The sequence below is a fragment of the Lascolabacillus sp. genome (genome assembly GCF_028696275.1).
Lineage (GTDB): Bacteria > Bacteroidota > Bacteroidia > Bacteroidales > Dysgonomonadaceae > Proteiniphilum > Proteiniphilum massiliensis.
Genome location: NZ_JAQVHI010000018.1, coordinates 1 through 19,314 on the forward strand (window position 1 = coordinate 1; position 19,314 = coordinate 19,314).

At 36.2% G+C, this 19,314-nt stretch carries 16 protein-coding genes and 1 riboswitch; of the genes, 10 read left to right on the forward strand and 6 right to left on the reverse strand.

From position 1 onward, the window contains the following. Nucleotides 1–409: 409 nt before the first annotated feature. From miaB to PHO43_RS06105, 4 genes are all read left to right on the forward strand, one after another. Nucleotides 410–1,756 (forward strand): tRNA (N6-isopentenyl adenosine(37)-C2)-methylthiotransferase MiaB, encoded by a 1,347-nt coding sequence (gene miaB / locus PHO43_RS06090; protein ID WP_053825977.1) that lies wholly within the window; start codon nt 410–412, stop codon nt 1,754–1,756. Between the two features lie 148 nt (nt 1,757–1,904). After that, nucleotides 1,905–2,147: a YtxH domain-containing protein gene (locus PHO43_RS06095; RefSeq protein WP_045090131.1), complete on the forward strand. Its 243-nt coding sequence runs from the start codon at nt 1,905–1,907 to the stop codon at nt 2,145–2,147. 24 nt (nt 2,148–2,171) lie between these two features. Continuing rightward, the gene (locus PHO43_RS06100) at nt 2,172–2,543 is read left to right on the forward strand and encodes a phage holin family protein (RefSeq protein ID WP_053825976.1); all 372 of its coding nucleotides are present in this window, start codon (nt 2,172–2,174) and stop codon (nt 2,541–2,543) included. Nucleotides 2,544–2,546: 3 nt separating this feature from the next. Beyond that, nucleotides 2,547–2,945 (forward strand): hypothetical protein, encoded by a 399-nt coding sequence (locus PHO43_RS06105; protein WP_045090132.1) that lies wholly within the window; start codon nt 2,547–2,549, stop codon nt 2,943–2,945. A gap of 14 nt (nt 2,946–2,959) precedes the next feature. On the opposite strand, the gene PHO43_RS06110 is transcribed toward PHO43_RS06105, so the two are convergent. Continuing rightward, nucleotides 2,960–5,266, reverse strand: coding sequence for a RelA/SpoT family protein (locus tag PHO43_RS06110; protein ID WP_045090133.1), 2,307 nt, complete (start codon nt 5,264–5,266; stop codon nt 2,960–2,962). Between the two features lie 200 nt (nt 5,267–5,466). Then, a riboswitch (TPP riboswitch) is annotated at nt 5,467–5,562 on the forward strand. 102 nt (nt 5,563–5,664) lie between these two features. On the opposite strand from PHO43_RS06110, the gene PHO43_RS06115 reads away from it, so the two are divergent. Then, nucleotides 5,665–7,899: a TonB-dependent receptor gene (locus PHO43_RS06115; RefSeq protein ID WP_288011638.1), complete on the forward strand. Its 2,235-nt coding sequence runs from the start codon at nt 5,665–5,667 to the stop codon at nt 7,897–7,899. A gap of 72 nt (nt 7,900–7,971) precedes the next feature. After that, complete coding sequence (gene pnuC / locus PHO43_RS06120; RefSeq protein WP_045090135.1) at nt 7,972–8,586, forward strand: nicotinamide riboside transporter PnuC; 615 nt, start codon at nt 7,972–7,974, stop codon at nt 8,584–8,586. Here pnuC and lplA read toward each other — a convergent pair. From lplA to PHO43_RS06145, 5 genes are all read right to left on the reverse strand, one after another. Continuing rightward, nucleotides 8,535–9,530, reverse strand: a complete 996-nt coding sequence (lplA, locus tag PHO43_RS06125) for a lipoate--protein ligase (protein ID WP_045090136.1) — start codon at nt 9,528–9,530, stop codon at nt 8,535–8,537. The genes pnuC and lplA overlap by 52 nt on opposite strands. A gap of 157 nt (nt 9,531–9,687) precedes the next feature. Beyond that, complete coding sequence (gene lpdA, locus PHO43_RS06130) at nt 9,688–11,403, reverse strand: dihydrolipoyl dehydrogenase (protein ID WP_288011640.1); 1,716 nt, start codon at nt 11,401–11,403, stop codon at nt 9,688–9,690. 66 nt (nt 11,404–11,469) lie between these two features. Beyond that, nucleotides 11,470–12,576: a dihydrolipoamide acetyltransferase gene (locus PHO43_RS06135; RefSeq protein WP_288011642.1), complete on the reverse strand. Its 1,107-nt coding sequence runs from the start codon at nt 12,574–12,576 to the stop codon at nt 11,470–11,472. 12 nt (nt 12,577–12,588) lie between these two features. After that, nucleotides 12,589–13,590, reverse strand: coding sequence for an alpha-ketoacid dehydrogenase subunit beta (locus PHO43_RS06140; RefSeq protein ID WP_045090139.1), 1,002 nt, complete (start codon nt 13,588–13,590; stop codon nt 12,589–12,591). Nucleotides 13,591–13,671: 81 nt separating this feature from the next. Continuing rightward, nucleotides 13,672–14,667: a thiamine pyrophosphate-dependent dehydrogenase E1 component subunit alpha gene (locus PHO43_RS06145; RefSeq protein WP_045090140.1), complete on the reverse strand. Its 996-nt coding sequence runs from the start codon at nt 14,665–14,667 to the stop codon at nt 13,672–13,674. A gap of 282 nt (nt 14,668–14,949) precedes the next feature. Here PHO43_RS06145 and PHO43_RS06150 point away from each other — a divergent pair, with 282 nt between their 5' ends. The 4 genes from PHO43_RS06150 (at nt 14,950) to PHO43_RS06165 (ending at nt 19,309) form a co-directional block, all read left to right on the forward strand. Beyond that, entirely contained in the window at nt 14,950–15,384 is a 435-nt protein-coding gene (locus PHO43_RS06150) for an RrF2 family transcriptional regulator (RefSeq protein ID WP_053825970.1), read from the forward strand. Nucleotides 15,385–15,533: 149 nt separating this feature from the next. After that, complete coding sequence (locus PHO43_RS06155; protein ID WP_288009171.1) at nt 15,534–17,798, forward strand: nitric-oxide reductase large subunit; 2,265 nt, start codon at nt 15,534–15,536, stop codon at nt 17,796–17,798. 52 nt (nt 17,799–17,850) lie between these two features. Further along, complete coding sequence (gene ric / locus PHO43_RS06160; protein WP_288011644.1) at nt 17,851–18,576, forward strand: iron-sulfur cluster repair di-iron protein; 726 nt, start codon at nt 17,851–17,853, stop codon at nt 18,574–18,576. Between the two features lie 103 nt (nt 18,577–18,679). Continuing rightward, a complete protein-coding gene (locus PHO43_RS06165) occupies nt 18,680–19,309 on the forward strand; it encodes a thiamine diphosphokinase (RefSeq protein WP_045090143.1) in 630 nt (209 codons plus the stop codon). The last annotated feature ends 5 nt before the right edge of the window (nt 19,310–19,314 follow it).

Sequence of the window (19,314 nt, forward strand, 5' to 3'; positions counted from 1 at the left end):
TTTTGGATTTGGTTTCTGTTGCTGATTTTGCTGTTCCTTTTTCTTCCTGGAATCATTAAAAAATCCCAATATCATAAAAAGTAACAGAAGGATTATATAAATAAGGTCGCCTATTTCCATAATTTGATTAATTTTGCAACAAGACAAAAATAGTCTTTTTTTGTGTAATTCACGAGGTTTGGATATAAAAAAACCGAGAGTAACTTCACAGTCACTCTCGAAACTTTAACCAAAACCTTAACTATGAAAAAATTTTTATTTTTTCCTTACTGCAAAAATAAGACAACTAAGATAATAATACAACTTAAAATGCGATTAATCTTTCAGATTTAACTTTTCTTATACGGCTAAATAATAATTTATTAGCAAATAGCATTAATATCACAGTTTATTAAAAAAAAGGACAACAATGAACCCCGAAATACAAGACAAAAAACTTTACATAGAAACTTACGGTTGCCAGATGAATGTTGCTGACACCGAAGTGGTGGCTTCTATTATGGAGATGGATGGATATAGCTTAACTGAAAATGACAGTGAAGCAGATGCAATATTTGTAAATACCTGCTCTATAAGAGAAAATGCAGAACAAAAAGTGATACAGAGACTTGAATACTTCAACTCTCTAAGAAGAAAAAGAAAAGACAGCCTGATTATTGGAGTATTGGGTTGTATGGCTGAAAGGGCTAAATCTGACCTGATAGATAACCATAACGTGGATGTTGTTGTGGGACCCGATGCCTACCTTGATTTACCCAATCTTGTAGGTGCTGCTGAACAGGGAGAGAAAGCTATGAATGTTGAGCTCTCCAAAACAGAGACTTATAAAGATGTTATGCCGCTTAAACTCAATGGCAGCAACATATCAGGCTATATCTCAATTATGCGCGGATGTGATAAATTCTGTACATATTGCATTGTTCCATTTACCAGAGGACGTGAGCGAAGCAGAGAACCTGAAAGCATACTTAATGAGTTAAAGAATATGCAGATGAAAGGATTCAGGGAAGTTATACTGTTAGGTCAGAATGTGAACTCATATCGTTATAAAGATGGTGATACCAAAGTTGATTTTCACGATCTTTTGGCTATGGTTGCAGAAGCAGCACCTGAAATGCGCATTAGGTTTACAACTTCTCACCCCTGGGATATGAATGACGAGACATTGGAGACAATTGCAAAATACAAGAACCTGGCGAACTATATACATTTACCTGTTCAGTCTGGAAGTTCAAGAATGATGAAACTGATGAACAGAAGATACAACAGAGAGTGGTATATGAAAAGAATAGCTGCGATTAAGAGAATTATACCCGACTGTGGTATATCTACAGATATCATGTGCGGCTTTCACTCAGAAACAGAAGAGGATCATCAAGAGACACTTTCACTTATGAAGGAGGTAGGATTTGATTCTGCCTTTATGTTTAAATATTCTCAACGTCCAGGCACCTACGCAGCTAAAAAACTTGAAGATAATGTACCGGAGGATGTAAAGACACGCCGACTTCAAGAAATTATAGATCTTCAGCTTGAGCTTTCAAGAGCAAGTAATGAAAGAGATATGAATAAGGAGTTTGAAGTTCTTATTGAGGGCTTCTCCAAACGTTCACGAGAACAGCTATTCGGCCGCAATGAACAGAATAAAGTTGTAATATTTGATAAAAAGAATCATAGAATAGGACAATTTGTGAAAGTTAAAATAACAGGCTTTACATCTGCAACTTTATTTGGAGAAACAGTAGATTCTATATAATTTAGCAAAATAGAATATAAACAATTTTGTTAATAAAGCGTTTTACTTTAACAGAACCAAATAACAGTTGTACAGCGAGGTACTCCGAAAATTCAAGTTCTATCAATGAGATCTATTTAAAAATAACAAACTATTAAACGCAGAAATTATGAAATCAGAAGCAAAATTATTATTAGGTTTAGGTATTGGAATTGCACTAGGCGCTGCAGTTGGTTATATAATGGGAACAGATAAAAGAGAAGAGTGGCTTGAGCAAGCAAATGAGTTCGCTGACAAAATCAGAGCAAATGTCAAATCGGCTGTTTACAAAGGAAAAAGTGAAGTTCAGGATTTAAAAGAGGACATTGACGATATTGCTGATATTGCAAAAAAAGAACTTGCTAAACAATAATATTATCCTCTAAAAAGTACTGAAATGGAAGAGAAAAAAGTAAGTACGCTGTTCGAGGAAATGAGAGATGATGTTGGAAAATTTATCAAAAGCACACTCGAACTCGGAAAACTGGAAGCATTTGAAAAGCTTAGCTTAGGTTCATCTGCATTTTTATACGGCTTGATTCTTGCCGGTGCCGGTACAATAGCTTTGTTATTTGTACTGGTAAGTGCAGGTATATACCTGGGAGAATTACTAGGCAGCCTTTGGATGGGATTTGGCATTGTGGCTGCATTTACTTTATTGGTTGTATTTATACTATTGTTAGTAAGAAAACCAATTCAGAGGAGTTTCACCAATAGTATCGTGCGTTTCTTATTGAAACAGGATGATAAAGATGATAAAAATCAGTAACAAATGAGTAAGTATAGGTTAGACCCATTAGAAGAACTTCGACTTGAAAAGAGACACTTCAGAGAAGAGCGTAAAATTGCAAGTCAGCGCTTATCATATCAATTACAGTATTTGAATGATAACTGGGGTTCGATGCTTACAAAAGGTGTTGCCTCTTCCATAAAGTCTAAGTTTTCGGAAACTATGGATAATATGTCCTCTGTTTCTTCCACTTCAGTTACACCATTTATAACAAAAGCACGTAATCCATGGTTGCATAACACGGTAACACAGATAGTTCTGTCCAATTTACCACTTATAGGTTCAGCAGCATGGAATCTTGCAAAACCTGCTCTTATTGCCTTTGGTGCCAAAAAAATGACATCTATACTTTTTGGCAGGAGAGGCAGGAGAAAAAAATAATTCTAAATTTCTATTTATAAATTAGATCTGTGAACGGTGGTAACACCGTTCACTTTTGCTATTTTAGCACATAGTTGGTTAACCTCTTCTGCGCTATGCACATGAATATTAAATACACCTTCGAAAATACCATCATTAGATGATACATTTACACTTTGGATATTCAACACTGCATCCTCGGCAAGCTTTGCAAGTATAGAGCTTAATATCCCTACTCTATCTATACCTGTGAATACAATTGAAGCAAGAAATGAATACTGCCTGTAATCGCCCCATGCAACATCTACTATTCGGTCTCCAAAACTAGATTTCAGTTTTAATCCAGTCTGACAAGAACGTTTGTGAACCTCAAGCTCCTCTTTTTCGGTTACAAATCCAAAAACATCATCACCCGGCAGTGGATTGCAACATGATGGAACAATAAAATTCTTTTTATAATTTGTCTCTTTAAGGTTATAAACAGCCTTTCTGTCTATTTTGGATATAGGCTGAAGTATTGAAGTTAAATTCAGTTCTTCTCTTTCTTCCGTTGACTCCTCTCCTTCTTTCTTTTTTACTTTCTGTTCACCTGCAGGTTTTTTTATTGCACTCATTGCCTGTTTAACATATCGAACAAAAAGATTGTCTTTCTTCTCAGGCTCATCTTTGATCTTTATAAAAGCTTTTTTATCTGCAGGCAGAATTATATCATTATTACCAATCATATAGTACAAATCCTCTTTATTTTCAGCTTTGTACATATGAAGGATCTTATTGAAGGTTGTATTATCAATTACCTCCTGTTCAAATAGCTCTTCTAAAATATTCTTTCCTTTATCAGCTATACGTCGTCGTTGTCGTCTGAGTGAAGCTTCAATTTTAGTTCTTGCCTTGGCTGTAGTAACAAAATTTATCCACTCTGGCTGAGGATTTACTGATTGTGATGTTAGTATCTCTATCTGATCGCCACTTCTTAGTTTTTGACTCAAAGGAACTAGAGTATGATTAACTTTTGCTCCAAGGCAATGATCTCCAATACGTGTATGAATAGAATATGCAAAGTCGAGTGCTGTTGCTCCCTGAGGCAGAGTCTTTATTTCACCTTTAGGTGTAAATACAAATATCTCTGATGAGAACAGGTTCATTTTCACAGTATCCAGAAAATCTATTGCATTAGGGTTTGGATTGGATAATATCTCCTGAATTGTTTTCAGCCATTTATCAAGTTCATTATCTTCCTCAATCCTATCTTCTTTATATTTCCAGTGTGCAGCGAAGCCTTTTTCTGCTATATCATCCATACGCCGGCTTCTTATCTGAATCTCAATCCATTTACCGTCGGGCCCCATAACAGTGAGATGCAATGCCTGATAGCCATTAGCTTTGGGGTGACTAACCCAGTCACGTATACGATCGGGACGCAATTTGTAAATATCCGTTATTGCAGAATAGATATCCCAGCACTGCTTTTTCTCATCAATACCGGGTGTCATTTCAAATACTATACGTACTGCAAAAAGGTCGTATACTTCGCTAAAATCAATACCCTTTTTCTGCATCTTATTCCAAATGGAATAAACAGATTTTACCCTTGCCCGCATCTCATACTCGATATTCATTTTATCAAGAGACTCAACAACAGGGACTGCGAAGTTTTCATATATCTTATTCCTCTCAGGAGCTGTTTCCTTAATTTTTCTGGTTAATTCAGCATAAGTATCAGGATGCTCATACTTGAAACATAGTTCTTCCAGTTCAGTCTTTATGGCAAAGAGTCCCAGTCGATGTGCTAAAGGTGCGTAAATATATAATGTCTCTCCAGTAATTTTATATTGTTTCGTTGAAGACATTGATGATAGAGTGCGCATGTTGTGTAGTCTGTCAGCAATCTTAATCAGAATTACACGTATATCATCTGACATTGTTAATAGCAGTTTTCGGAAATTTTCTGCTTGTGCTGAAACATTTTCACCAAACATTCCACTGGATATTTTCGTCAGACCGTCCACAATTGATGCTATCTTATCTCCAAAAAGTGCACGAATATCCTCTACTGTATATTCGGTATCTTCTACTACATCATGTAGAAGCGATGCCGAAATTGATGTTGAACCCAGACCAATCTCTTTGGATACAATACGGGCAACCGCCAAAGGATGCATGATATACGGTTCTCCTGAGCGACGGCGAGCTCCTTTGTGAGCCTCCTTCGCCATATTGAAAGCACGTGTGATCACGTCTACTTTTCTTCGGTGATTAGAATTCAAATAATCGTTCAGTAGTGCTTGAAACTCATTTTCAATCATCTGATCCTCATCGATTAATTTTTCCTCATCTATCATTGTAAATAGTTATATTCTATATGTTTTACTTGCACCGGGATGTATCAGACCATTTTTTAAACAATAAGTTTAATGCTCGAATTGCTTGTTAAACTTACCTGTTATCTATTCTAATTATACGAAATTACTAATAAATTCAGATAATATTAAATGAATGTAGAAATTTTTGTAAATGAACAAAAAGGATATACCTTTGTTCTTTAATTCAACGGGGGTGCCTAATATAACAGGCTGAGATCATACCCAAAATACCTGATCCGGATAATGCCGGCGGAGGGAGTAAAAATCACTTTTGAGTGATTATGGTATTTATCTTTTTTATCCCCTTTTTTATTTAACAAACCGGATGTCAGAGTTGATTAGTTTAATTACTCTGCACATTGTAAAATTTTTAGTAAATGAAAAAGGTTTTTTTATCGTTTATGCTGATTTATATTTCAGCAGCAGGTTATCAATTAGGGGCAATGTCCCCTGACAGTCTTAGTCATATCGAATTAGAGGAGGTAATTGTTTCAGGAACTCGTGCAGGTGCAAATACACCGGTATCCTACTCAAACATTTCGATGTCAGAAATAAGAAGAGATAATGCAGCACGTAATATTCCTGCAATTCTGCAAACAACACCATCCCTTGTATCTTTCACAGAAGATGGACTTGGTGTAGGAAATACCTATTTGAGGATACGTGGTACAGATGCTACACGTATCAATGTGACACTTAATGGGATGCCTCTTAATAATCCTGAATCGCAGGAGGTGTTCTGGGTGAATCTGCCTGATCTGTCCAACTCACTTCAGAATATACAGATACAGAGAGGAGTAGGTACTTCTACAAATGGTTCTGCTGCCTTTGGTGCAAGTATCTCTTTACAAACCACAGGAGCTCGTTCTGAATCTTACGGAGAAACTTCTACTGCAGTTGGTAGTTACGGTACGTTCTCATCTAGCAGTGCTGTGGGTACAGGTATACTGGACAATGGTTTGTCTTTTGATGCCCGTTTCTCAAGGGTTATTGGTGAAGGGTATATAAGAAACGGGACTGTTGATCACACAAACTTTTATGCTGCTTTATCCCACTATACTGACAAACAACTTCTCAGATTGAGTTACATTAAAGGAATTCAGCATACTGGTATCACTTGGGAGGGTGTTTCGGAAGAACAGATGAAAGATTATGAATATGGCAGAAGATATAATCCGGCAGGTGAATATTATGATGAAGCGGGAAACCGACTATATTATGATAATGAAACGGATAATTATTATTCTGACATTATTCAGTTGGTCCTTTCTCGTGAAATTAATCGAAAGCTTTCTCTAAATGCAGGCATAAGCTATAATTATGGTTATGGGTATTATGAGAATTACAGAGAGGACAGAAAGTTTTCTGAGTTTGGACTTGATGATCAAATTATAGATGGTATAACCTATAGTAGATCTGATTTTGTAAGACGCAAAATGTTGGAGAATGATTTCTATGTTGCAAATCTGGGTTTGAACTATTCATTGAACAGTTTTAAACTGACATTTGGAGGAATGTACAGCTATTATGACGGTGATCATTTTGGAAGGCTTCCGTGGATAAAAAATTGGGTTGGTGATGAATCTGAAATTGAATGGTATCGAAATATTGGCACAAAGAGTGAATTCAATATTTTCTCAAAAGTTGATTATCAGATTAACGATAGACTATCTCTTTTCGGTGATCTGCAGTTCAGAAGAGTTATATATAAATTAAGTGGCACTGATGATGATATGAAAGATCTTACAGGTGAGTTCATATACAATTTTTTCAATCCTAAAGCCGGTATTAATTATAATCTCAACAGCAGTAATCGAATATTTGCATCATTAGCAATAGGTCAGCGTGAACCTCTGCGCGCAGATCTTAAGGATGGTATTAAAGGAGAGTCAGTAAATCCTATTAAGCCTGAGCGAATGATTGACTATGAATTGGGTTATCATTTCACTGGTAAAAATGGTGTGAACCTGGGAGCTAATTTATATTATATGGATTACCACAATCAAATGGTGCAAACAGGTAAACTCAATGATGTGGGCTATAAGTTGATGGAGAATGTAGAAAACAGCTATCGTACGGGTCTTGAGCTTGAGGCTGCTGTTCCTTTTTGGAATAATAAATTTCTCCTTGATGCAAACATTACATTAAGCAGGAATATGATAAAAAACTATGTTGCATGGTTTGATCATTATGATAATCAGGATAACTGGAACTGGGAAGGTCAGATATCAAAGGAGTATGGAAATACTAACATATCTTTCTCTCCTGATATTATCAGTGCTGCTTCCATTACCTGGCAACCTGCAGATATATTCTATCTGAACCTGATGGGTAAGTATGTAGGTAAACAGTATATGGATAACACATCTGATGATGCAAAATCTATTGATGCATATTTTGTTTGCAATCTTTCTGCAGGTTATACATTTAAAAAAATATCTATAGGAACATTTAATTTACAGGTTTATATGAATAATCTGTTTAATAAAGAGTATGTTGCTAATGGTTGGGCCGCTACAGATACTTTTTCTGATGGTAGTTTGATAAACTGGATAGGATATTACCCGCAGGCTACTCGTAACTATATGGCACGCCTTACGCTTTCTTTTTAACAGTATTATGAATCCTAACGTTCTTTAATGAGTAGTAATATTAACTTTGTATTTTAAAGCAAAACAACATTCATGCAGACAATAGAAATAATTGGAGCCATAATCGGGTTATTGTACCTGTATCTCGAATACAAAGCCAACAAATGGTTATGGCCGGTTGGTGTTGTTATGCCTGTTGTATATGTATGGATTTTTTTCAATAGTAAGTTTTATGCCGATATGGGGGTTAATATTTACTACTTCTTTGCAAGTATTTATGGTTGGATTCTTTGGAACAGGCATAGAAATAATGGCCAGGATGAGCTCCCAATTACACATACACCAAACAAACATATTTTGCCTATAACGGTAACAGCTCTTTTACTGTTTGCAATTATTGCATTTATATTAGTTCGATTTACCGATAGTCCGGTTCCATTTGGTGACAGTTTCACCACTGCTCTAAGTATATTAGGTATGTGGCTACTTGCTAAAAAGTATGTAGAGCAGTGGTGGTTCTGGTTTGCAGTAAATATTGCGTCGTGCGGATTGTATATTTGGAAGGGACTCTACCCCACATCTGTTCTTTTTGGTATCTATTCAGTCATATCAGTTTTTGGGTACTTTAAGTGGAAGAAGATTATGCTAAACCAGTATCAATCTACTATAGCATCTGTCAGTTCTTCAGTAGAGAATCCAGCAAAATAAGGAGTTATATCTATATCTTTTATTGCTTTAAAAACATCTTCCTTTTCATACTTTATTCCTTTTAGTCTGTTTTGAAAATCAGTCAGATCGCTTTTTACTCCAAAAAAAGTACCGAAAAAGGTTATATCATCAATTAATCCTTTTTTGGTATTTATAAACACCTGGATCTTTCCACCCGGATATCTTCTGTTACGTACAATTTCAGCAACAGGATTAGAACCATAATTCCATTCCCAGTTTCCAAATTTCTCTTTCCTTCTTTTTTCTATTTCAAGTAATTCATTTTCACTGAATTTATATTCAACCATCTCTGGATATTTTCTTTTCATTTGTTCAAGTATCTTATTGGCAAATTCAGTTACTGTTATCTTTTCCGGGAGGTTGGGCAAAATATTATCTACTCTGCTACGTACAGATTTCACCCCTTTTGCTTCTACTACTTCGCTGGATGTTTCAAGTGCTTTTTGCAGTACTGTAAGATCTACATCAAAGAGTATACATCCGTGATGCATAACCCTGCCTTCAATATATGCCTGTGCATTTCCGCTAATTTTCTTTCCTTCAATTGTAATATCATTACGACCCGAAAACTCTGCATCAACACCTAACTCTTTAAGTGTTTGAATTACAGGCTCTGAAAATGCTTTGAAATCGAAAGTCCGACTTTCACTATCCTCATTTGAAATTATTGTATAATTTAGATTGTTCAGATCATGATACACTGCTCCACCACCTGATATGCGGCGTACTACATGTATCCCATTTTCCTTGACATATTTTTCATTGATCTCAGCCTGAGTATTTTGATTCTTGCCTACGATAATTGAAGGTTCGTTTATCCAGAGAATAAATATCTTACCATATTGAGTTAGATTTTTAAAACAATACTCCTCCAGAGAAATATTAAAATCGGGCTTATTTGATTTGTTTACAATATATATCATGACCTAATAATGCTTATTTCACTTTTAAATAAGTTGTTAAATTTTATCCTTGCGAAATTACAAAAAAGAAAGGAAGATCAGCTCCTAACTTAATATTAAAGTCTGAACTGATCTTCTTTCAAATTAAAGTACGTATGTTAAGGTTTTTGGAACTGTACTATTTCTTCTTCTTTTTAGGAATATGAACAGCTTCGTCGAGTACATCGGCAAAAGCTTCGAAGATTGCCTCAGAATAAGTTGGGTGACCATAAATGGTATTTACCACTTCATCCACAGTAATTTCCATTTCCATAATTAAAGATGCCTGTGTTATTAACTCGGCTGCAGTTGGTCCTATTATATGTACGCCAAGAACTTCTCCATAACGGTTATCGGCAATAACCTTAACAAAGCCTTCAGCTTCACTTGAAGCTAGTGCTCTACCATTTGCAGAGAAGTTAAATCTACCAATCCGAATATCATCACCATACTTCTCTCGAGCTTGTGCTTCAGTTAAACCAACCATTGCAACCTCAGGCAGTGTGTAAACCACTGATGGTGCAGATAATAGTTTAACAGAACGGTGATTCCCCTTAACTGCGTTTTCTGCAGCCACTTCACCCATACGGAATGCAACGTGGGCAAGCATCTTGATTCCGTTTATATCTCCAGGAGCATAAATACCTTTGACGCTGGTTTCCATATACTTGTCAACTTTTATCCTACCCCTTTCTGTCTCAAATTTAACTTCGCCCAGTGACTCCAAATCTGGTACCCTGCCAATTGCAAGTAATGCTTTATCAGCAAATACAGATTCACGACCTTCAATTTTAATCTCAAGTTTATCACCCTTATCAACAACCTCTGTAACCTTTGCTGAAGTTACTATTTCGATACCTTTTTTCTTAATTAGTCTGGTAAGTTCATCAGTAATATCATCGTCGAACATAGATACAATATGATCCATCATTTCTACAATGATTACCTTAGAGCCAAGTCCGGCGAATGAAAGGCCCATTTCAGCTCCAATCACTCCACCACCTAAAACCACCATTGTTTCAGGTACCTCTTTTAAACCAAGCAGATCGTCACTAGTAAGAACTTTATCATTCTTAATTCCTGGTATATCTATCATAAAGACTTTTGAACCACCGGCAAGAATAATTTTGTCAGCTTTAATTATCTGCTTATCATCTATGACAACATCCTTATTTTTATTGATCTTACCAAATCCTCTGTAAATATCAACCCCATGGGATTTAAGCAGAGCCTCCACACCGGTGGTGAGTTTTTTCACTACACCGTTTTTAAACTCTACTACTTTCTCCATATCAAACTTGATTTCAGGATTTTCAATAATGATACCCCTGGAAGCAGCATGCTTGATATGTTCAACTATTTCAACATTTTTCAAATAGGCTTTTGATGGTATACAACCAACATTTAAACAGGTACCTCCAAATACTCCTTTTTCAACAATTGCAACTTTAGCACCAAGTTGTGCGGCTCTGATGGCTGCAACATAACCAGCCGGACCACCGCCTATCACAGCAACATTGTAATTGTCTTCCAGACGAATCATCCGCTTATCTTCTTCACTCTCTTCAGCACCTGTATCCTCAAACTCTTCAGGCATAAGAGTATCTATTGATTCGTTTTCATCTCCAATATAACCTATTACTGTTGTAACAGGTACAGTTTCATTATCTTTATGAACAATCTTCAACAGTATACCTGAAGCCTCAGCCTCAATCTCCATACTTGTTTTATCGGTCATAATTTCAAGAATGATCTCACCTTCTTTTACTTGATCACCCTCTTTCTTTAACCATTTTACAATTTGCCCTTCGGTCATGTCTATACCTGCTTTGGGCATGATTATTTCAAAAGCCATATTTTATTTTTTTTCTATTGTCAATTTTGTACAAATTTTCCTATTGTAATATTTAAAACCAATCTTCTAAACAAACAATGTTAATGGATCCTCTAATGCCGCCTTAAGGTCGGTCATAAATTTAGCTCCTGTTAATCCGTCGATTACCCTGTGATCAGCGGTCAGACTTATTTTCATAATTGGGCGAATAACTATCTCTCCATCACGAGGTACAGCTCTTTGCTGTGTTGATGAAACACTTAGGATTGCCGAATTTGGCTGATTTATTATAGCAGTAAATTCATCCACTCCATACATTCCAAGATTACTGATTGTAAAAGTGCTTCCACTCTGCTCATCAGGGAGTAGTTTTTTAGCGAATGTACGCTCTGTTAAATCCTTCATTGCAACAACAAATTCACTTAACGACATCTTATCCGCACCTTTTACTACAGGGACAAGCAATCCATCATCCATACCAACAGCCATCCCAAGATTTACATAGTTGTGAAAGGTTAATTCAGTTCCCTCTTTGTTCAGGCTCGAGTTTATATATTTATGTTTCAGCAAAGTCTTTACAACCGCCATTGAAATAAGATCGGTCACCGTAAGCTTTTTACCTGTCTTTTCCATTATTGGGTTGATCAGTTTCTTACGCAGAGCAAGTAGCTCGGTCATATCAATCTCCCAGGTTTGAATAAATGTAGGTGCACCGAAGAAGCTTTCAGACATCCGCTTTGATATAATTTTTCGCATCTGTGTCATCGGAACTGTCTCTGTTTCCCTGTCAAAAGCTGCGACCTGAGCCGGCTGTGATTTCACAGCTGCAGGAGTTTGCTGAACGGTAGTCTGCTTAGTGGTTTGTGTTGAAACAGGAATTGTCGGATATCCGAAATCATCAAGCTTAAATCGTGAGATAATTTCTGGATCATTTATTAGTTGAAGAACATCATCCTTCATGATCTTGTTGCGATAACCGGTGCCTACCACCCCTTTCAGATCTATATTATGCTCATCAGCAATCTTTTGAGCTAAAGGAGACACATGTATTTTATCTTCGTAGTTAAACCCTGCAACATCATCTCTGTGAATACGTCCTTTATAACCTGTTCCGGTTACATTAAACAGATCCACACCCAAGCGTTTTGCCAATGTCCTTGCTGCAGGTGTTGCTCTTAGTTTTCTGTTTTCCATCAACTCAGATTTTTACCTGTTATTAACTAGTTTGAGGATATATTTCCTAATTCGTTCTACACTTGGAATCATTGCAGATTCTAAAGTCTGGTTATAAGGAATTGGCACATCTTCTCCTGCTAATCTCAAAATCCTTCCATCCAGATAATCAAACGCTTCACTCTCTGCAATTGTAGCAGCTACTTCACCAATAAAACCACTGGTTTTGTGAGCATCGTTTACTAACAGTACTTTTCCGGTTTTCTTTACGGACTGTATAACTGCATCCTTATCAAGTGGAGAAAGTGTTCTTAAGTCCACCACTTCAACCTCTACTCCTTCTGCGTCATAAACTTCCTGAGCTGCTTGCATAACTCTTTCCAGCATACGACCATATGTTACTACTGTCACATCCTTTCCTTCTCTTTTAATATCGGCCTTACCGATTGGCAGAACAAAATCAGGATCGAGTGGTACTTCACCCTTCATATTGTACTGAGCCTTATACTCAAGGAAAATTACAGGGTTATTGTCACGTACTGCAGCTTTAAGTAAACCCTTCACATCAGCAGGAGTACCCGGTGCAATCACTTTTAACCCGGGTATATGTGTAAACCATGCTTCTAGTGATTGAGAATGCTGTGCTGCGGATCCTACACCTCCACCTGCGGCTGCGCGGAAAACAACAGGTATCTGACCTTTACCACCAAACATGTATCTTGTTTTTGCAGCTTGATTGACAATATTATCCATCATATAAACAATAAAGTCCATAAAGGTAACATCTACGATTGGACGCATACCTGTCATTGCTGCACCGATGGCGGCTCCTGAAATTGCATTTTCTGATATTGGTGTATCACGTACTCTCTCTTTACCAAACTCTTCAAGCATACCAACAGAAGTACCAAAATCACCACCAAAAATACCCACATCTTCTCCCATTAGGAAAACGTTTTCATCACGACGCATTTCCTCGGACATTGCCATGATTATTGCATCACGGACTGACATTAATTTAGTTTCTTTTTCCATCTATATTTAACTGAGCTGTTTTATATGTTTGTGTCAGACCTCAAAGGTCTATCTCCTATTTTATTAATATAATTGTTAGAATTAAGGTGCGTAAATATCTTCAAAAGCAGATTCTAAAGTAGGTTCAGGACTGCTTAAAGCGAATTTAACTGATTCTTCTACTGCATCCTCAGAGGCCTTCTCAACTGCTTCTATTTCCTTCTTTGTTGCAAGGTTATTATCTAACATATATTTTTCGAAACGAGTAATAGGATCTTTCTTTTTCCATTCATCAACCTCTTCTTTTGTTCTATATTTACCAGGGTCTGAAGTTGAGTGACCTAAATAACGATATGTTATAGATTCTACCAACACAGGTCCGTTACCTTCACGAACATATTTTACAATCTCTTCAAATTTATTATATACAGCCAACAAGTCATTTCCATCTTCAATAAAATGTCCTGGGATTCCGTATGATGCGGCTCTTCTATAATTATAATCAATATTTATTACGTCTGAAATGGGTGTACTAATACCATACATGTTATTAATTGAATAAAAAATAACAGGTAGTTTCCATATTGATGCCATATTTAGGGTTTCATGAAATGTACCTTCATTACATGCACCATCACCAAAAAAACATACAACAATATTACCTGTTTTTTTCATTTTCTGAGTCAGTGCAGCACCAATGGCCATACCCATTCCCCCTCCTACAATACCATTTGCTCCTAGGTTTCCGCCATCAAGGTCTGCAATATGCATTGAGCCTCCTTTACCTTTACAGGTTCCGGTAGCTTTTCCCATAATCTCTGCCATCATCTCATTTAGATCAATTCCCAGAGCAATACTCTGTCCATGTCCTCTATGATTAGATGTAATAAGATCTGATCCAATATTAATAGCGGCTACAGCTCCAACATTAGCAGCCTCTTCACCCACTGAGAAATGTGTCATACCAGGTACTACACCTCTTTTTACCAAACGGTTAACTTTATTATCAAAATTGCGGATATCCAACATCATCCTGTGCATCTCCAGCAATTTATCTTTAGACAATTCAGTCTTAACTTTAGCACTTGTCTTTGCCATATTAACTCCTTTAATATTTTCTGTTTGTTTGTTTTAATAAATTAGAATGAATCTACTTAAGAACAGTTTCCAGCTTCTATTGTTTGATGGAGATAACTTTTTATATTTTATTAAACATTTACACCAATTTGCATAAATATACTATTTAAACAACTATACTATCAATTTGAAATTTAACAGTAATATTTATCTACTTTTTTGTCTTAAATTAAAAAATAGACATATCTTTGTTATAGTTAGAGAATTGTTGTAGTTACAAAGTTTTATAGATAATTGAAATAGATGTTTTCAAAATCTTGTGAATATGGAATTAAAGCAGCGTTATATATCGCCTCTCAATCTATTGAAAAGAGAAGGGTTAAAATTGATGATATTGTACGCAATATAGATTCGCCAGAAGCTTTTACAGGAAAAATTCTTGGAGTTCTTTCAAAAAATAAAATAGTAGACTCTTACACAGGCCCTAATGGTGGTTTTGAAATTAAACAGGAAAATCTGCATTTAATTACTATTGCCGACATAGTCAAAGCTATTGATGGGAACAGCTTTTTTAAAGGATGTGTACTTGGGTTAAGCCATTGTGATGAAAATCAACCATGTCCAATGCATAACACTGTAACATCAATTAGAAATGAAATGAAAGAGGTATTGCATTCTACAACATTATTTGAACTTGCTACCGGTATTGGCAAAAAGGATTTTATGCTTATGCGTTAGTTGAAATTATTATTATTGAATTTTTATCTGCTCTGATTGCCGATATTTTTGTCTTTAATAAGATAATAAATTCATTTTTAAGGATTGATTCATATCTATATCAGAACAGCAATATAGAACATAATTTATAACATTTAAAAATTATCAGTATGTCACAGAAAAATCTTTGGATTGCCCTCTCAGCAGTTATTATTTTTTCTTTTGCTGTGCTGCTTTACTATGGAAAGCAAATATATCAAAAGGCACCACCTATTCCCGTTAATGTCGTAAACTCTTCAGGTAAAGTCCTTTTTACCGGACAGGATATTAAAGATGGTCAAAATATTTGGCAAAGTATGGGTGGACAAGAAGTTGGTACAATTTGGGGGCATGGTGCATATGTTGCACCCGATTGGACGGCAGACTACCTGCACAGAGAAGCACAGTTCCTTCTCAATAAATGGTCGCAGGAAGACCACGGTGTTGAGTTTGAATCACTATTGCCTGATGAAAAAGCATTTATGGAAAGCAGGTTGCAAAGATTTCTAAGAGAAAATACATATGATGAGAAAACGGGAAACCTGGTAATTCATAATGAAAGGTATGAGGCATTTCTCTTTTTAAATGAGTATTATTCCGGTATTTTCATGGATAATCCTGAATTCGACGAACTTAGAGCTTCATATGCAATTGCAAAGAATTCTATTAAAAGTGAAGACAGAATGAATAAAATGTCAACATTCTTTTTCTGGGCTTCATGGGCATGTGTTACCAATCGCCCCGGCGAAAATATTACCTATACTCATAACTGGCCGCCTGATGAACAAATTGGCAATGTACCAACCAGTGATCTGATTCTTTGGACCGGTTTCAGTATAATTATGTTGCTTGTTGGTATAGGTATAATGATATTTGTTCAGGCACGTTCTCGAGAAGAAGAGATTCTGCGCCCTGTCGAAGACCCACTTATGAACCAAACAATAACACCTTCCATGTGGGCTGTCAAAAAGTACTTCTGGATAGTAAACCTGCTAATTTTGGCACAAGTACTACTTGGAGTAATAACAGCTCATTACTCGGTAGAGGGTGATGGGTTCTACGGGATAGATATTGCAAGCTTTATTCCATACTCGATAACACGTACCTGGCATATACAACTTGCAATCTTCTGGATTGCAACTTCATGGCTAGCAACAGGACTTTATATCGCACCATCATTAAGTGGAAGAGATCCTAAACATCAGAAGATTGGAGTTAATGTTCTCTTTGTTGCCCTGTTAATAGTTGTTGCAGGATCATTAATTGGCCAATGGTTTGGGGTTATGCAGAGACTCGATTTGGTAAATAATTTTTGGTTTGGCCACCAAGGATATGAATATGTAGATCTTGGACGGTTCTGGCAATTATTACTAGTGGTAGGCTTATTCCTGTGGCTGGCACTTATGGTAAGACCTATTCTTCCGATTATCAGAAAAAAAACGTCGGAAAAAAGTCTGCTAATACTTTTCCTTATATCATGTGCTGCCATTGCTCTGTTTTATGCAGCCGGTCTTATGTGGGGCAGAACTACAAATCTGGCTGTAGCAGAATATTGGCGCTGGTGGGTAGTCCACCTTTGGGTAGAAGGTTTCTTTGAAGTATTTGCAACAGTAGTTGCCGCATTTCTTTTTGTACGTCTGGGTCTATTAGGAATAAAGTCCGCAACAAATAATGTACTGTTTGCTACTGTAATATTCTTATCAGGAGGTATTTTAGGTACTTTTCATCACCTCTATTTTACGGGAACACCAACAGCAGTGATGGCTGTAGGTGCAACATTCAGTGCACTTGAAGTAGTACCCCTAGTAATAATTGGTTTTGAGGCATATCATAACTATCGACTCAGCAAAGCAACTGAGTGGCTCAAAGATTACAAATGGCCTATATACTTCCTGTTGTCAGTAGCATTCTGGAATTTTTTAGGTGCCGGTATTTTCGGATTCATAATTAATCCTCCTATTGCATTGTACTATATGCAAGGATTAAATACCACCCCGGTTCATGGTCATGCAGCACTCTTTGGAGTATATGGAATGTTAGGTATTGGGCTGATACTATTTGTATTGCGCAGTATGTACCGCAAGCATAAATGGAACGATAAACTGATCTCATTCACTTTCTGGACACTTAACATAGGACTGCTGTTGATGGTAGTTTTAAGTCTTCTGCCTGTAGGACTAATGCAGACAGTAGCCAGTGTTAAAGAGGGAATGTGGTGGGCAAGGTCAGCCGAGTTTATGCAACAACCCTTATTAAATGTATTTAAATGGCTTCGCACAATTGGTGATACAATTTTTGCCATAGGAAGTATCGCTCTTTTCTTATTTGTATATCAATTAACAATAATGAAGAAAAGAAAACCTACAGAAAAAGAATTAGATGATAAAACAGAATAGTTATAACTGTTTTTAAAAGTAAAACATTAATTATTAATTAAATTCAAACTAAATGGAAATTAACAACCAAAGTATAATTGGAAAAATAGTAGCAGAAAACTACAAAGCTGCATCTGTTTTTAAAAAATACAAAATAGACTTCTGTTGCAATGGAAACAGAACGATCGCTGATGCCAGCAAAAAAAATCAAATAGATGAAGAAACTCTTATTAATGAGCTTAATGATGTGACCAGTGAAAAGAATCAAGGAGATATCGATTTCAAATCTTTTCCTCTTGATTTACTCTCTGATTATATAGAAAAGACTCACCACAGGTATATTGACTCAAAAATACCGGAGATCACTCCTTATCTTGAGAAAATTGTAAATGTACATGGCAACATGCATCCTGAACTCTATGAAGTAGAACGTTTATTTAAAGAGTCTGCAGGAGATCTCTCAGCTCATCTCAGAAAAGAGGAGTTAATGTTATTCCCATATATCAGACAAGTGGTTAAAGCACAGATAACGGGAGGTAAAAAACCTGTTGCAAAGATGGGAGATGCTGCTGAATATATTGCCCTTATGGAAGATGATCATAATGTTGAAGGAGAAAGATTCAGAACTATCAGTGAACTCACCGACAACTATAATCCTCCTGCTGATGCATGCAATACTTACAGAGTAACATTAAGTTTACTTCAGGAATTTGAAGAGGATCTGCACAGGCACATTCACCTCGAAAACAATATTTTATTTCCAAAATCTATTGCATTAATAGAAAACATGGAAGATTAATTTGTATTGATAAAAATGATTACAGAAGAGGGACTCTTTTTTGAGTCTCTCTTTTTCATTTATATATAGAAGGTGATTATCTTTGCATGATAAAGATTCACAAATGAAAAATCTTCTAAGCAGTATTTCAACAGTAATAATTGCAAACGGTCGGTTCCCAACTCACCCCTTACCACTCTCATGTATAGAAAGTGCAACATATATTGTTTGCAGTGATGGAGCGGCAAACGAGTTTATAGAAAAGGGAGGAAAACCAGATGCTATTGTAGGTGATTGTGACTCTATCTCTAATGAGAACAGGGATCTTTATTCAGACATAATACATCCGAACAGTGATCAGGAAACTAATGACCTCACTAAGTCAGTTCAGTTTTGTATAGAAAGGGGTAAAAAAGATATAGTTATTGTTGGAGGTACCGGCAAGCGGGAGGATCACACTTTAGGCAATATTTCATTACTGGCTGATTATATTTCTGATGTTAATATCATTATGGTAACAAATTGGGGAATTTTTACACCTATAAATTCAACTACAAAATTTAACAGCTACAAAGGAGAGAAAGTTTCTATTTTTTCTATCGATAAAGTACAATTAACTACAGAAAACCTTAAATACCCTCTAATGAACAGAGCGCTGAATAATTGGTGGGAAGGATCATTAAATGAATCACTTTCTGACAGTTTTAAGATTCACACTACAGGAAGAACAATAATTTACCAAGCGTACAAATAGATAAT

Bases quoted from the DNA above. Each gene is read 5' to 3' on its own strand.
- miaB (WP_053825977.1), top strand. From the start codon at position 410: ATGAACCCCGAAATACAAGACAAAAAACTTTACATAGAAACTTACGGT.
- PHO43_RS06095 (WP_045090131.1), top strand. From the start codon at position 1,905: ATGAAATCAGAAGCAAAATTATTATTAGGTTTAGGTATTGGAATTGCA.
- PHO43_RS06100 (WP_053825976.1), top strand. From the start codon at position 2,172: ATGGAAGAGAAAAAAGTAAGTACGCTGTTCGAGGAAATGAGAGATGAT.
- PHO43_RS06105 (WP_045090132.1), top strand. From the start codon at position 2,547: ATGAGTAAGTATAGGTTAGACCCATTAGAAGAACTTCGACTTGAAAAG.
- PHO43_RS06110 (WP_045090133.1), bottom strand. From the start codon at position 5,266: ATGATAGATGAGGAAAAATTAATCGATGAGGATCAGATGATTGAAAAT.
- PHO43_RS06115 (WP_288011638.1), top strand. From the start codon at position 5,665: ATGAAAAAGGTTTTTTTATCGTTTATGCTGATTTATATTTCAGCAGCA.
- pnuC (WP_045090135.1), top strand. From the start codon at position 7,972: ATGCAGACAATAGAAATAATTGGAGCCATAATCGGGTTATTGTACCTG.
- lplA (WP_045090136.1), bottom strand. From the start codon at position 9,530: ATGATATATATTGTAAACAAATCAAATAAGCCCGATTTTAATATTTCT.
- lpdA (WP_288011640.1), bottom strand. From the start codon at position 11,403: ATGGCTTTTGAAATAATCATGCCCAAAGCAGGTATAGACATGACCGAA.
- PHO43_RS06135 (WP_288011642.1), bottom strand. From the start codon at position 12,576: ATGGAAAACAGAAAACTAAGAGCAACACCTGCAGCAAGGACATTGGCA.
- PHO43_RS06140 (WP_045090139.1), bottom strand. From the start codon at position 13,590: ATGGAAAAAGAAACTAAATTAATGTCAGTCCGTGATGCAATAATCATG.
- PHO43_RS06145 (WP_045090140.1), bottom strand. From the start codon at position 14,667: ATGGCAAAGACAAGTGCTAAAGTTAAGACTGAATTGTCTAAAGATAAA.
- PHO43_RS06150 (WP_053825970.1), top strand. From the start codon at position 14,950: ATGTTTTCAAAATCTTGTGAATATGGAATTAAAGCAGCGTTATATATC.
- PHO43_RS06155 (WP_288009171.1), top strand. From the start codon at position 15,534: ATGTCACAGAAAAATCTTTGGATTGCCCTCTCAGCAGTTATTATTTTT.
- ric (WP_288011644.1), top strand. From the start codon at position 17,851: ATGGAAATTAACAACCAAAGTATAATTGGAAAAATAGTAGCAGAAAAC.
- PHO43_RS06165 (WP_045090143.1), top strand. From the start codon at position 18,680: ATGAAAAATCTTCTAAGCAGTATTTCAACAGTAATAATTGCAAACGGT.